The organism is Pseudomonas sp. UYIF39, from assembly GCF_029963765.1.
In the GTDB taxonomy this organism is placed as follows: domain Bacteria; phylum Pseudomonadota; class Gammaproteobacteria; order Pseudomonadales; family Pseudomonadaceae; genus Aquipseudomonas.
Map to the genome: position 1 here is coordinate 24915 of NZ_JALBYU010000010.1, position 13881 is coordinate 38795.

Sequence of the window (13881 nt, forward strand, 5' to 3'; positions counted from 1 at the left end):
CTTGGTGCGTAAATCCGATATGAGTTCCGCTCTGTCCATCCGGCAGCTAACCAAAACCTACGGCAACGGTTTCCAGGCCTTGAGTGGTATCGATCTGGACGTCGCCGAAGGTGACTTTTTCGCCTTGCTCGGCCCCAACGGCGCCGGCAAATCCACGACCATCGGCATCCTCTCGACCCTGGTGAACAAGACCAGCGGGACGGTGAATATCTTCGGTCACGACCTGGACAAGAATCCTGCGCAGCTCAAGCGCTCCATCGGCGTAGTGCCTCAGGAATTCAACTTCAACCAGTTCGAAAAAACCTTCGACATCGTCGTGACTCAGGCCGGTTATTACGGCATCCCGCCGAAAATCGCCAAGGAACGCGCCGAGCAGTACCTGACCCAACTGGGTCTGTGGGACAAGCGTGATGTCCCGTCGCGTTCACTGTCCGGCGGCATGAAGCGTCGCCTGATGATCGCCCGTGCGCTGGTTCACGAACCGCGCTTGCTGATCCTCGACGAACCTACGGCGGGGGTGGACATCGAGCTGCGTCGCTCGATGTGGACCTTCCTCACCGAGCTGAACAAGAAAGGCATCACCATCATCCTCACCACCCACTACCTGGAAGAGGCTGAGCAGTTGTGCCGCAACATCGGCATCATCGATCACGGCACCATCGTCGAGAACACCAGCATGAAACAGTTGCTCAGCCAACTGCATGTGGAAACGTTCCTGCTCGACATCAAAAACACACTGCAAACCGCGCCGCAGTTGCTCGGTTATCCGACCAAACTGCTCGACAGCCACACCCTTGAAGTTCAGGTCGACAAGGCCATGGGCATCACTGCGCTGTTTACCCAATTGGCGCAGCAGAACATTGAAGTGCTGAGCCTGCGTAATAAAACCAATCGCCTCGAGGAGTTGTTCGTGTCCCTGGTGGAAAAAAACCTGTCGAAGGTGGCGGTATGAGTTCCGAGCTGCAACCCAACCTCGTTGCCCTCAATACCATCGTTTACCGGGAAGTCAGACGCTTTACCCGGATCTGGCCGCAGACGCTGCTGCCGCCGGCCATCACCATGGTTCTGTACTTCGTGATCTTCGGCAATCTGATCGGCCGGCAGATCGGTGACATGGGTGGTTTCACCTACATGGAGTACATCGTGCCGGGGCTGATCATGATGTCGGTGATCACCAACTCCTACGGCAACGTGGTCTCGAGTTTCTTCGGCAGCAAGTTCCAGCGTTCCATCGAAGAATTGATGGTGTCGCCCGTGTCGCCGCATACGATTCTGATCGGCTACACCCTGGGCGGCGTGCTGCGCGGCTTGATGGTCGGGATCATCGTGACTCTGCTGTCGCTGTTCTTCACCCATTTGCAAGTGCATCACCTGGGCGTGACCATTCTGGTGGTCGTGCTGACAGCGACGATCTTCTCGCTACTAGGCTTCATCAACGCCGTGTTTGCGCGCAACTTCGATGACATCTCGATCATCCCGACGTTTGTGCTGACACCGCTGACCTACCTGGGCGGGGTGTTCTACTCGATCACCTTGCTACCGCCGTTCTGGCAGACCGTGTCCCTGGCCAACCCGGTGCTGCACATGGTAAACGCCTTCCGTTACGGCATTCTTGGCGTTTCGGACATCAGGATCAGCGTGGCGATCACCTTCATGCTGGTGGCGACCGTGGTGTTGTACATCGGTTGCGCACGGCTGCTGGTCAGCGGTCGCGGGATGCGCACGTAATCGCGCACTGCTCAATCAGAAACGGCACCTCAGGGTGCCGTTTTTTTATTCTGCATCCGGTTTTTCTTGCGCCGCTTCCACTGCCGCCCAACCCACCAGCGCCAGTACATCATGGTCAGGCAATAAGCCAGTGCGCCGAGTACCAGCCCCGTCACCACCGAACCGAGTAAAAACGGCTGCCAAAGGGAGGAGAGTTCGCCGCTGATCCATTCCCAGGTCAGCTCGTCCGGCAAATGGCGGGTGGGAACGTCCATCAGCCAGGCCCCGGTCTGGTAAGTGCAGAAGAACACCGCCGGCATGGTGATCGGGTTGGTCAGCCAGACCAGGCTGACCGCAATCGGCATATTGCCGCGCACCATGATGGCGAGAATGGCGGCGACCAGCATCTGCAGTGGAATCGGCAGGAACGCCGCGAACAGACCAACCGCCATGGCCCGTGCGACGGAATGGCGGTTGAGGTGCCAGAGGTTCGGGTCATGCAGCAGGGTGCCGAGAAAGCGTAAGGACTTGTGTTCCCTGATGCTGATCGGGTCTGGCATGTAACGTTTGAATAAGCGCCGGGGCATAAGGCTTCTCGGTCGGTTAAGGCGGCAAGTATGTCTGGATTCTATGAGGCGCCCATTCAGACTTTGTGACAATTAATAACGATGCCCGTGCGATTAGCCGGCTATGCCTAGGAGGGGACTCTCAAGGACGGGCGTATGCGCACAGGGATGATGGCGCTGGCGTTGGGTCTGTTGATCCTGCGTTTTTTACCGGTATTACCGCCGGTCTGGTTGTGGCTGTTGTTGCCAGTCATGGGATTGATGGCGCTGCCGTTCAGGACTTATCCGTTGGCGTTTTTCCTGTTCGGCTTCAGTTGGGCGTGCGCGAATGCACAGTGGGCGCTGGATGATCGGCTGCCGATGAGCCTTGATGGCGAAACCCGTTGGGTCGAAGGTCGGGTGACGGGATTGCCCCAGAACAATGAGGCAGTCGTGCGCTTTGAATTGGCGGATGCCCGGTCGCGACACGGCAAGGTGCCGCAACTGCTGCGCCTGGCCTGGTATGACGGGCCGCCGGTCAACAGCGGCGAACATTGGCGACTGGCGGTCAAGTTGAAGCGGCCTGCGGGGCTGCTCAATCCCCATGCCTTCGATTACGACGCCTGGCTGTTGGCGCAACGCATCGGCGCTACCGGGACGGTCAAGGCTGGCGAGCGGCTCAAGCAAGCCCAATGGGCATGGCGCGACGGCATCCGTCAGCGCTTGCAGTCCGTGGATGCCCAGGGGCGAACGGGAGCGCTGACGGCGTTGGTGCTGGGGGATGGCGCTGGGCTGAGTCGCGAAGACTGGCAAGTGCTGCAAGACACCGGAACCGTCCATCTGTTGGTGATTTCCGGACAGCACGTCGGTTTACTGGCAGGGTTGGTGTATCTGCTGATCGCCGGGCTGGCCCGTTATGGCCTGTGGCCGAAACGCTTGCCTTGGCTGCCGTGGGCCTGTGGACTCGCGTTCGCGGCCGCTCTCGGTTATGGGCTGCTGGCCGGGCTCGAGGTGCCGGTGCGGCGGGCCTGCGTGATGATCGGTCTGGTGCTGTTGTGGCGCCTGCGATTTCGTCACCTCGGTGCCTGGTGGCCGCTGTTGCTGGCGCTCGACGGTGTTTTGCTGCTGGATCCGCTGGCGAGTCTGCAACCGGGTTTCTGGCTGTCGTTCGCCGCGGTGGCGGTGTTGATCTTCACCTTCGGTGGTCGGCTGGGCCCATGGCGTTGGTGGCAAACCTGGACCCGCGCTCAATGGCTGATCGCGATTGGTCTGTGCCCGTTGCTGCTGGTGCTCGGGTTGCCGATCAGTCTCAGCGGGCCGGTGGCTAATTTGCTCGCGGTGCCGTGGATCAGCCTGGTCGTGCTGCCTCCGGCATTGCTGGGTACGTTGTTTTTACCCCTTCCTTACGTGGGCGAAGGGTTGCTGTGGTTGGCAGGAGGTTTGATTGACCTCTTGTTCAACGGCCTGGCGCTGATGGCCGGGTACTTGCCCGCGTGGGTGCCGGTGGCCATCCCGTTGTGGATATGGGCACTCGGCACACTCGGTGCCTTTCTACTATTAATGCCTCGAGGTGTGCCGTTTCGCTCGTTGGGTTGGCCGATGCTGCTGTTGCTGGTTTTTCCTCCCCGGCAGGTCTTGCCTGAAGGCATCGCCGAAGTCTGGCAGCTGGATGTTGGCCAGGGTTTGGCAATCCTGGTGCGCACCCGTCATCACACACTGTTGTATGACACCGGACCGCGTTTCGGCGATTTCGACCTGGGCGAGCGGGTGGTGCTGCCGACATTACGCAAACTGGGCGTGGAGGGGCTCGATTTGATGCTGATCAGCCATGCTGACGCTGATCATGCGGGCGGCGCCCGGGCCGTTGCCAATGGCCTGCCGGTGAAACGGGTGGTCAGTGGCGATCCCCAGGCGTTGCCTGCCGAGTTGCAGGCGCAGGGCTGCGAGAGCGGCAAGCAATGGGTCTGGGATGATGTGAGGTTCAAGCTCTGGCAATGGTCTTCGGCCAGCGACAGCAATCAGAAATCCTGCGTTCTGCAGATAGAAGCCAATGGCGAGCGTCTGTTATTGACCGGTGATATAGATGCCGCAGCCGAGCGGGCACTGCTCGCCAGTCCACTGGCCGTCACCACTGATTGGTTGCAGCGCCGCACCACGGCAGTCGCAGTTCGTCATCGATGGCGTTGCTTGCCGCGTTGCAGCCCCAAGCGGTGTTGATCTCCCGCGGTCAGGGAAATTCATTTGGTCATCCCCATCCCACGATCATGGCGCGCTATCGAAAGCGCGGCATATCAATCCATGACAGCGCCGAACAGGGTGCCATCCGTCTGCAACTGGGGCACTTCAAGCCGCCATGGACGATGCGTCAAGAACGGCGTTTCTGGCGCTCTGCGCAGTAACCCGGAGTGATTAAAGCCCGACCGGATGCGACATCACGGTCTTCGGTGCGTGGACCCCCTATGTTAGAGTGGCGCACTTTTTCGAGGGGACTATCACTGTGTGGGAATTAGTCAAATCCGGCGGCTGGATGATGCTGCCGATCATTCTGAGTTCCATCGCGGCAATGGCGATCGTCGCCGAACGTCTCTGGACCCTGCGTGCCAGCCGTGTGACCCCGGAGCATTTGCTCGGGCAGGTCTGGGTCTGGATCAAGGACAAACAACTCAATAAAGACAAACTCAAGGAACTGCGCGCCAACTCGCCTTTGGGTGAAATCCTGGCCGCTGGCCTGGCCAACTCCAGGCATGGTCGCGAGATCATGAAAGAGTGCATCGAAGAGGCTGCTGCGCGAGTGATTCACGAGCTCGAACGCTACATCAATGCGCTAGGCACCATCGCCGCCATGGCCCCGCTGCTGGGGCTGTTGGGGACGGTGCTCGGCATGATCGACATTTTCAGCGCGTTCATGGGCTCGGGTATGGGCACTAACGCTGCGGTGTTGGCCGGTGGTATTTCCAAGGCCCTGATCACCACGGCCGCGGGCCTGATGGTCGGTATTCCGGCGGTATTCTTCCACCGTTTCCTGCAACGCCGGATCGATGAACTGGTGGTGGGCATGGAGCAGGAAGCGATCAAGCTCGTCGAAGTTGTACAGGGCGATCGCGATGTTGACCTGAATGGTGGCAAAGCGTGAAATTCCGCCGCAAGCAACGGGAGAATGTGGACATCAACCTCGCGTCGCTGATCGACGTGGTGTTTATCCTGCTGCTGTTTTTCGTGGTCACCACCACGTTTACCCGTGAAACCCAGTTGCGCGTCGATCTGCCGGAAGCTGTCAGCGGTTCGCCTGCCGAAGACCAGCAGGTCAAGCATCTGGACGTTGCCATCAGCGCCGAGGGCGTATTCTCGGTGAACAACCAATTGTTGTCGAAAAACGATCTGGCCACGCTGATGGACGCGCTGCAGAAAGCATCGAGTGGCGACACCAACCTGCCGCTGTCCATCAGCGCCGACGGCAAGACTCAGCATCAGTCCGTCATCACCGCCATGGACGCCGCCGGCAAACTCGGTTTCAGCCACCTGCGCATGACCACTGTCGAGGCGGCGCCGCCCGCGCCCTGATGGCCATGTCCGATCGCTTGCTCGCCGCGTGGTACCAAGGTCATCCGGCCCTGAAGTTGTTACAGCCGCTGGAGTGGTTGTATCGGCGCGTGGTCATGAACAAGCGCAAGCGTTTTCTGGCGGGTGAGGGCGAGATCTATCAACCGCCGGTGCCGCTGATCGTGGTCGGCAACATTACCGTCGGCGGCACCGGCAAGACGCCGCTGATTCTGTGGATGATCCAGCATTGTCAGCGCAGTGGCCTGCGGGTCGGGGTGGTTAGCCGGGGTTACGGCGCCAAGCCACCGCAACTGCCGTGGCGAGTCGAGGCGGATCAAAGCGCCGAGATTGCAGGCGACGAACCGCTGTTGATCGTCCAGCGTACCGGCGTTCCGTTGATGATCGACCCCGACCGCAGCCGTGCCGTCAAAGCGCTGCTGGCGAGTGAGCCACTGGACCTGATCCTGTCCGACGACGGCATGCAGCATTACCGTCTGGCCCGGGACCTTGAACTGGTGCTGATCGACGCCGCCCGCGGCCTGGGCAACCAGCGTTGCCTGCCCGCCGGGCCGTTGCGTGAGCCGGCCGAGCGTCTGCAAAGCGTCGACGCGGTGCTGTATAACGGCGCTGCTGCCGATCGCGACGGAGGTTTTGCCTTCCAGCTTCAACCCATCGAACTGGTCAATCTGCACAGCGGCGAGCGGCGTCCCCTCGACCACTTTCCCGCTGGCCAGGCGCTGCACGCCGTGGCCGGGATCGGCAATCCGCAGCGTTTCTTCACAACTCTCGAAACGCTACACTGGCGGCCAGTCCCGCATGCGTTTGCCGACCACGCCGAATACAGCGTGCAGGCCTTGAATTTCACACCGTCATTACCGTTGGTGATGACCGAAAAGGACGCGGTGAAGTGCCGTGCCTTCGCCGCTGCCGATTGGTGGTACCTGGCGGTCGATGCTGCGCCATCGCCGGCCTTCGTGGCCTGGTTCGATACGCAGCTGATGCGCCTGTTGCCGGCTCGTCTTTTGCCTTAAATCCATTTATCCAGGGAATGCTCATGGACACCAAATTGCTCGATATCCTCGCTTGCCCGGTCTGCAAAGGCCCGCTCAAGCTCAGCGCCGACAAAACCGAGCTGATCAGCAAGGGCGCAGGCCTGGCTTACCCGATTCGCGACGGCATCCCGGTGATGCTCGAAACCGAAGCCCGCACCCTGACCACCGACGAGCGTCTGGATAAATGAACACAGCCTTTACCGTTGTCATTCCATCGCGATACGCCTCCACCCGCTTGCCGGGCAAACCGCTGCTGCTGATTGCCGGCAAGCCGATGATCCAGCACGTCTGGGAACAGGCGAGCAAAAGCAGCGCCCAACGCGTGGTGGTGGCCACTGACGATGCGCGCATCGTCGAGGCCTGCAACGGGTTTGGCGCTGAAGTGGTGCTGACCCGCGAAGATCACAATTCGGGCACCGACCGTTTGGCCGAAGTTGCCGCGAAGCTGGGCCTGGCCCCCGACGCCATTGTGGTCAACGTTCAGGGTGACGAACCGTTGATCCCGCCGAGCGTGATTGATCAGGTTGCCGCCAATCTGGCCGTCCACACTGAAGCGCGCATTGCCACATTGGCTGAGCCGATCGAAGACGTGGAAACCCTGTTCAATCCCAACGTGGTCAAGGTTGTCAGCGACCTTAATGGCCTGGCGCTGACCTTCAGTCGTGCCACGTTGCCGTGGGCCCGGGACGCGTTCGCCAAAAGCCGCGAGCAATTGCCGGAAGGCGTGCCGTATCGTCGGCACATTGGCATTTATGCCTACCGCGCCGGTTTCCTGCATGACTTCGTCAGCTGGGGCCCATGCTGGCTGGAAAATACCGAATCCCTGGAACAACTGCGTGCCCTGTGGCACGGCGTGCGGATTCACGTCGCCGATGCGCTGATCGCACCGCCGACCGGCGTCGATACCGTCGAAGACCTTGAGCGCGTTCGTCGCCTGCTGGAGGCCTGATGCGGGTTTTGTTTGTCTGCCTGGGCAACATCTGCCGATCGCCCACGGCTGAAGGCGTGTTGCGACACAAACTGCGAGAAGCGGGGCTGGCCGATCTAATCGAAGTCGCCTCCGCTGGTACCGGTGACTGGCACGTCGGCAAGGCCCCGGACAAGCGCAGCCAGGCGGCGGCCAAGCTGCGCGGTTATGACCTGTCCGCTCAGCGCGCCCAGCAAGTGAGCCGGGCTGATTTCGCCACCTACGACCTGATTCTGGCGATGGACCACAGCAACCTGGGCAACCTCAAGGCCTTGCAACCGGCCAAGGGCAAAGCCGAGCTGGACCTGTTCCTGCGTCGCTACCAGTCGGAAATCGATGAAGTGCCGGATCCGTATTACGACGGCGACCAAGGCTTTGAGCAGGTGCTGGACCTGATCGAGCGTGCCAGTGATTTGCTGGTGATCGAATTGAAGGGACGGTTATGAGTTTGCAGGTTCAACCCCGGGTTTCGCTCAAGCCGTTCAACAGCTTTGGTGTCGACGTTCAGGCCCGGCTGTTTGCCGAAGCCCACAGCGATGCAGACGTGCGTGAAGCCCTGGCTTATGCGGTAGAACATGACGTGCCGCTGCTGGTGATTGGCGGTGGCAGCAACCTGCTGCTGACGGCCGACATACAGTCGCTGGTGCTGCGCATGGCCACCCGCGGGATTCGCATCCTGAGTGATGACGGCAGTAAGGTCGTCATCGAAGCCGAGGCCGGCGAGCCTTGGCATCCGTTCGTGCAGCACACCCTTGCGCAGGGTTTGTCGGGCTTGGAAAACCTCAGCCTGATTCCCGGCACCGTCGGTGCGGCACCGATGCAGAACATCGGCGCCTATGGTGTGGAGATCAAGGACGTGTTCGCCGGCCTGACCGCGCTGGACCGCCAGACCGGCGACTTGCGGGACTTCACCCTGGAAGAATGCAACTTCGCCTACCGCGACAGCCTGTTCAAACAGGAACCGGGGCGTTGGTTGATCCTGCGGGTTCGTTTCATCCTGGACCGCGCCGCGCACCTGCATCTGGAGTACGGCCCGGTGCGTCAGCGCCTGACCGAGCAAGGTATCGATCATCCGACTGCCACCGATGTCAGCCAGGCGATTTGCAGCATCCGCAACGAAAAGCTTCCGGACCCGGCAGTGCTCGGCAATGCCGGCAGCTTCTTCAAAAATCCTTTGGTGCCAACAGCGCTTGTCGCGCAACTCAAAGGTGAATACCCGGATCTGGTGGCCTACGCGCAACCCGACGGGCAGATGAAACTGGCGGCGGGCTGGCTGATCGAACGGGCCGGCTGGAAAGGTTTCCGTGATGCTGACGCCGGCGTGCATAAATTGCAGGCGTTGGTGCTGGTCAACTACGGCAACGCGACCGGTCTTCAATTACTGAACCTGGCGCAACGCATCCAGAAAGACATTTCAGAACGTTTCCATGTCGACCTGGAAATGGAGCCCAATCGGTATTGAGGCTACGCTTTCGAGGCTGATTTCAAAGCCCTGCACACGTTTAACGGTGCAGGGCTTTTTTGTTAATACTGGGTTAACTTAGCCACCTAACGATGCAAACGTTTGCTCCATCAAAGGCCCGATGCAGACGCTACCGTCCGCATAAGAGAGCCTCTTTAGCCTGAGCCGATCTGCGTGATGCCAACCGCCAACCCCAGGCGGCAGATTGCTCGACCCCATAACCAATAACTATGCGGGCGTGCCCATGATTACCCTGAAGCTCAATGGTCAAGACCATCAACTCGATGTCACCGAGGACATGCCGCTGCTCTGGGCGATCCGCGACGTGGCCGGCTACAACGGCACCAAATTCGGCTGTGGCATGGGCCTGTGCGGCGCCTGCACCATTCATATCGAAGGCGCTCCGGCGCGCAGTTGCATCACGCCGATCGGTTCGGTAGTCGGCCAGAACGTCACCACCATCGATAACCTGCACGCCGACCCGGTCGGGCAAATCGTCCAGCAAGCCTGGCTCGACACCGCCGTGGCCCAGTGCGGTTTTTGTCAGGGCGGGCAGATCATGTCCGCCACGGCCCTGCTCAAGACCAACCCGAACCCCAGCGACGAACAGATCGAAGAGGCGATGGTCGGCAATATTTGCCGTTGCGGCACGTACAACCGTATCAAGACCGCCATCCGCCAGGCATCCACTCACCTGAAGGAAGCCAAGGCATGAGCCAGCTACCGAATGATTTCGCGCTGAGCAACCTCAGTCGCCGCGGTTTCCTTAAAGGTGTCGGTGCCACCGGCGCGTTGGTTCTGGTTGCAAGCTGGGGCTGGCAAGATGCTTTCGCTGCCGAGAAAGAGAAAAAATTCGGCGCCGATGGCATGCCCAACGGCTGGATCGATGATCCGAAGGTTTACGTCAGCATTGCCGCTGATGGCATGGTGACCGTGGTCTGCAACCGTTCGGAAATGGGCCAGGGTGTGCGCACCAGCCTGACGATGGTGGTGGCCGATGAACTGGAAGCCGACTGGGCGATGATGAAGGTGCAACAGGCGCCGGGCGACGAAGTGCGCTTCGGCAACCAGGACACCGATGGTTCGCGCAGCATGCGCCACTGGTACGAGCCGATGCGCCGATGCGGTGCTGCCGCGCGGACCATGCTTGAACAAGCGGCTGCCGAACAGTGGAAAGTACCGGTCAGCGAATGCCATGCACAATTGCATAAAGTCATCCATAAACCGTCCGGTCGTGAATTGGGTTACGGCGCCTTGGCCGCCGCGGCCGGTGCGTTGGCAGTGCCGGCGCGTGACAGTCTGCGGCTCAAGCAACCGTCGGAATTCCGTTACATCGGCAAGGAAGGCACCAAGGCTATCGACGGTGCCGACATCGTCAATGGCCGCGCCATTTACGGTGCAGACGTCCATTTCGACGGCATGCTCTACGCCACCATTGCGCGCCCTGCGGTATACGGCGGCAAGGTCAAGTCCGTCGATTCCAGCGCCGCAATGAAAGTCCCGGGCGTGCTCAAGGTCGTGCAGATCGAAGGCCATCCGTTGCCGTCGGAGTTTCAGCCGTTGGGCGGTGTGGCCGTGGTCGCCAGCAATACCTGGGCTGCAATCAAGGGGCGCGAGGCTCTGAAAATCGAATGGGACGATGGCCCCAACGCCAGTTATGACTCGATCGCCTACCGCAAGGAAATTGAGGCTGCGTCCCTCAAACCCGGCAAAGTGGTGCGCAATACCGGCAACATCGATGAAGCCATGGGCAGCGCTGACAGCACGCTCGAAGCGTCCTATTACCTGCCGCACCTCACGCAAGCACCCATGGAGCCGATGGTCGCCATCGCCCGCTTCAAGGACGGTGTGTGCGAAGCCTGGGCTCCAAGCCAGGCACCCCAAGTTACCCGCGAACGCATTGGCGAGCGCCTCGGTATTCCGTTCGATAACGTCACCTTTAACGTCACCTTGCTGGGCGGCGGTTTCGGGCGTAAATCCAAACCGGACTTCATCATCGAAGCCGCGATCCTTGCCAAGGAATTCCCCGGCAAGGCAGTGCGAGTGCAATGGACCCGTGAAGACGACATCCACTGCTCCTATTTCCACACGGTGTCGGCCGAGTACCTGAAAGCCAGCCTGAACAAGGACGGCCTGCCGTCCGGCTGGTTGCACCGCACCGTGGCGCCGAGCATCACCGCGTTGTTTGCGCCGGGCATGAACCACGAGGCGGCCTTCGAACTGGGCATGGGTTTCACCAACATGGCCTACGCGATCCCCAACGTGCGCCTGGAAAACCCGGAAGCGACGGTCCATACCCGCGTCGGCTGGTATCGCTCGGTGTCGAATATTCCTCACGGTTTTGCGATTCAGAGCTTTGTCGATGAACTGGCGCACAAGGCCGGCCAGGATCCGCTCAAGTACCAGATCAAATTGCTCGGCCCGGACCGGCAGATCGATCCGCGCACCTTGAGCGAAGAGTGGAACTACGGCGAATCCCCCGAACGGTATCCAATCGACACCGCGCGGCTGCGTACGGTGCTGGAAACCGCTGCCAAAGCGGCAGGTTGGGGTCGCGAGTTGCCCAAGGGCCGAGGCCTGGGCCTGGCGGTGCATTACAGTTTCGTGACCTATGTGGCGGCGGTGATTGAGGTTGAAGTCAAAGACGACGGCACGTTGATCGTGCACAAGGCCGACATCGCGGTGGATTGCGGACCGCAGATCAACCCCGAGCGGATTCGCGCGCAGTTCGAAGGCGCCTGCGTCATGGGCCTGGGCAACGCGGTGCTGGGGGAAATCAGCTTCAAGGACGGCAAGGTCCAGCAGGACAACTTCCACATGTATGAAGTGGCGCGCATGTCGCTGGCGCCGAAGGAAGTCGCGGTTCATCTGGTCACACCACCCGGTGATGTGCCATTAGGCGGTGTCGGTGAACCGGGCGTACCACCGATCGCACCCGCGCTGTGCAACGCAATCTTTGCCGCCACCGGCAAGCGCATCCGCAACCTGCCGGTTCGCTATCAGCTGCAAGGTTGGCAGAAGGCGCAAGCCTGATGGACAGCGTCGATCTGAACGTCCTGCGCAGCGTGCTCGAATGGCGCCGCGCCGGTCAGCGGGTGGTGTTGTACAGCGTGGTCCAGACCTGGGGCACCGCGCCGCGGGCACCTGGCGCCATGCTGGCCTTGCGTGAAGATGGTGTGGTGATTGGCTCGGTGTCCGGTGGTTGTGTCGAAGACGATTTGATTGCCCGGCTGCGCGACGGTCGTATTCCAGCCGATGGGCCCGCGGTGCAATTGATCACTTACGGCGTCACCCGTGAGGAGGCGGCACGCTTCGGTTTGCCGTGCGGCGGCACCTTGCGCCTGACGGAGGAACGGGTCGGCGATCCGGCTTGGGTCGCCGAGTTGCTGGCGCGCTGCGAGGCGCATGAAATCGTGGCTCGCTCGCTCAGTGTCGAGACGGGTGAAGTCATGCTGCAACCGGCCGACAAGACTGATGTCCTGACGTTCGATGGCAAGACGTTGCGGGCCATTTACGGTCCACGTTGGCGGCTGTTGCTGATCGGTGCGGGGCAGTTGTCCCGTTATGTCGCCGAGATGGCGCGGCTGCTGGATTTCGAAGTGCTGATCTGCGATCCGCGCACCGAGTTCGTTTACGGCTGGGAAGAGCAGCACGGCCGATTTGTTTCGGGCATGCCCGATGACGCGGTGCTCAGCATCCAGACTGACGAGCGTACAGCCATCGTTGCGCTGACCCACGATCCTCGACTCGATGACATGGCGCTGCTCACGGCGCTGGACTCCAAGGCGTTTTATGTCGGTGCGCTGGGCTCCCGGGTCAATAGCTTGAAGCGCCGGGAAAACCTCGCTCAGCTAGGTTTGTCACAAGAGGCAATCGAGCGGCTGCATGGCCCGATCGGTTTGCACATTGGCAGCCACACACCGGCGGAAATCGCCTTGTCGCTGCTAGCCGAAATCGTGGCGATCAAAAACGGCGTCGAACTGAAGCAGAAGAAGCTGTTGCAGGAGGTGGTATGAGTGAACCCATCGGCGTCATCGTGCTGGCAGCGGGGCAGGGCAGTCGGTTTCGACAAGAGGCCGGTGTCGAGAGGGACAAGCTGGTGGCGGATTGTACGGGGCGCCAGGGTGCTGTTCATTCGATGATCGAGCAAGTGCTGGTGAATTTGCCGGCTTCCCTGGAGAAGCGCGTACTGGTGACCACTGAGGATCGACCGCAAGTGATCCGCATGGCTCAGGCCTATGGCTGCGAGATTGTGCTGATCGAATCTACCGGCATGGGCGACAGCATCGCAGCCGGGGTGGCGGCGTGTCCGCAGCTCAGTGGCTGGCTGATTGTGCTGGGAGATATGCCGTTCATCCTTGCGTCGAGTATTGAACGGGTGGTGGTGGAGATTGCTGATGACGCCGTCAGTGTTCCGGTGCATCAAGGCGAGTTTGGGCATCCGGTGGGATTTGGGCGCAGCTTCGGTCCGGCGTTGATGGCGTTGTCCGGTGATCGAGGTGCCAAGGCGTTGTTTGCGCAGGCGAGAGTAGTCGAGGTGGCCGTGGACGATCCCGGGGTGTTGTGGGATGTGGATGTGCCAGAGAAGTTAGTGTTCGCGTAGACATG

Annotated in this window: 14 protein-coding genes and 1 pseudogene; 14 read left to right on the forward strand and 1 reads right to left on the reverse strand. The window is 60.7% G+C overall.

The features are described 5' to 3' along the window. Positions 1-19: 19 nt before the first annotated feature. Both MO767_RS15540 and MO767_RS15545 read left to right on the forward strand, forming a co-directional pair. Positions 20-952 (forward strand): ABC transporter ATP-binding protein, encoded by a 933-nt coding sequence (locus MO767_RS15540; protein ID WP_282481224.1) that lies wholly within the window; start codon positions 20-22, stop codon positions 950-952. Beyond that, positions 949-1728: an ABC transporter permease gene (locus MO767_RS15545; protein ID WP_282481225.1), complete on the forward strand. Its 780-nt coding sequence runs from the start codon at positions 949-951 to the stop codon at positions 1726-1728. Before MO767_RS15540 ends, MO767_RS15545 begins: the two co-directional genes overlap by 4 nt. Positions 1729-1757: 29 nt before the next feature. Here the strand turns inward: MO767_RS15545 and MO767_RS15550 are convergent, their stop codons facing one another. Further along, positions 1758-2294, reverse strand: coding sequence for a DUF2062 domain-containing protein (locus tag MO767_RS15550; RefSeq protein WP_282481226.1), 537 nt, complete (start codon positions 2292-2294; stop codon positions 1758-1760). 135 nt (positions 2295-2429) lie between these two features. On the opposite strand from MO767_RS15550, the pseudogene MO767_RS15555 reads away from it, so the two are divergent. The 12 genes and pseudogenes from MO767_RS15555 to MO767_RS15610 all read left to right on the forward strand — a co-directional run bounded on the left by MO767_RS15555 (position 2430) and on the right by MO767_RS15610 (position 13876). Next, positions 2430-4651 (forward strand): annotated as a pseudogene (locus tag MO767_RS15555) (DNA internalization-related competence protein ComEC/Rec2). Between the two features lie 98 nt (positions 4652-4749). Next, positions 4750-5385, forward strand: a complete 636-nt coding sequence (locus tag MO767_RS15560; RefSeq protein ID WP_282481227.1) for a MotA/TolQ/ExbB proton channel family protein — start codon at positions 4750-4752, stop codon at positions 5383-5385. After that, entirely contained in the window at positions 5382-5813 is a 432-nt protein-coding gene (locus MO767_RS15565) for a biopolymer transporter ExbD (RefSeq protein WP_282481228.1), read from the forward strand. Before MO767_RS15560 ends, MO767_RS15565 begins: the two co-directional genes overlap by 4 nt. Beyond that, complete coding sequence (lpxK, locus tag MO767_RS15570) at positions 5813-6823, forward strand: tetraacyldisaccharide 4'-kinase (protein ID WP_282481229.1); 1011 nt, start codon at positions 5813-5815, stop codon at positions 6821-6823. The genes MO767_RS15565 and lpxK overlap by 1 nt, the downstream gene beginning before the upstream one ends. A gap of 23 nt (positions 6824-6846) precedes the next feature. Next, positions 6847-7032: a Trm112 family protein gene (locus MO767_RS15575; RefSeq protein WP_007945752.1), complete on the forward strand. Its 186-nt coding sequence runs from the start codon at positions 6847-6849 to the stop codon at positions 7030-7032. Beyond that, the gene (gene kdsB / locus MO767_RS15580; protein ID WP_282481230.1) at positions 7029-7793 is read left to right on the forward strand and encodes a 3-deoxy-manno-octulosonate cytidylyltransferase; all 765 of its coding nucleotides are present in this window, start codon (positions 7029-7031) and stop codon (positions 7791-7793) included. Before MO767_RS15575 ends, kdsB begins: the two co-directional genes overlap by 4 nt. Further along, positions 7793-8257 (forward strand): low molecular weight protein-tyrosine-phosphatase, encoded by a 465-nt coding sequence (locus MO767_RS15585; protein WP_282481231.1) that lies wholly within the window; start codon positions 7793-7795, stop codon positions 8255-8257. Before kdsB ends, MO767_RS15585 begins: the two co-directional genes overlap by 1 nt. Continuing rightward, positions 8254-9273 (forward strand): UDP-N-acetylmuramate dehydrogenase, encoded by a 1020-nt coding sequence (gene murB / locus MO767_RS15590; protein ID WP_282481232.1) that lies wholly within the window; start codon positions 8254-8256, stop codon positions 9271-9273. Before MO767_RS15585 ends, murB begins: the two co-directional genes overlap by 4 nt. 244 nt (positions 9274-9517) lie before the next feature. After that, positions 9518-9988: a (2Fe-2S)-binding protein gene (locus MO767_RS15595; RefSeq protein WP_282481233.1), complete on the forward strand. Its 471-nt coding sequence runs from the start codon at positions 9518-9520 to the stop codon at positions 9986-9988. Continuing rightward, positions 9985-12306, forward strand: coding sequence for a xanthine dehydrogenase family protein molybdopterin-binding subunit (locus tag MO767_RS15600; RefSeq protein ID WP_282481234.1), 2322 nt, complete (start codon positions 9985-9987; stop codon positions 12304-12306). Before MO767_RS15595 ends, MO767_RS15600 begins: the two co-directional genes overlap by 4 nt. Then, the gene (locus tag MO767_RS15605; RefSeq protein WP_282481235.1) at positions 12306-13289 is read left to right on the forward strand and encodes an XdhC family protein; all 984 of its coding nucleotides are present in this window, start codon (positions 12306-12308) and stop codon (positions 13287-13289) included. Before MO767_RS15600 ends, MO767_RS15605 begins: the two co-directional genes overlap by 1 nt. Further along, on the forward strand, positions 13286-13876 hold the full coding sequence (locus tag MO767_RS15610) for a nucleotidyltransferase family protein (protein WP_282481236.1): 591 nt from the start codon (positions 13286-13288) through the stop codon (positions 13874-13876). Before MO767_RS15605 ends, MO767_RS15610 begins: the two co-directional genes overlap by 4 nt. Positions 13877-13881: the final 5 nt, after the last annotated feature.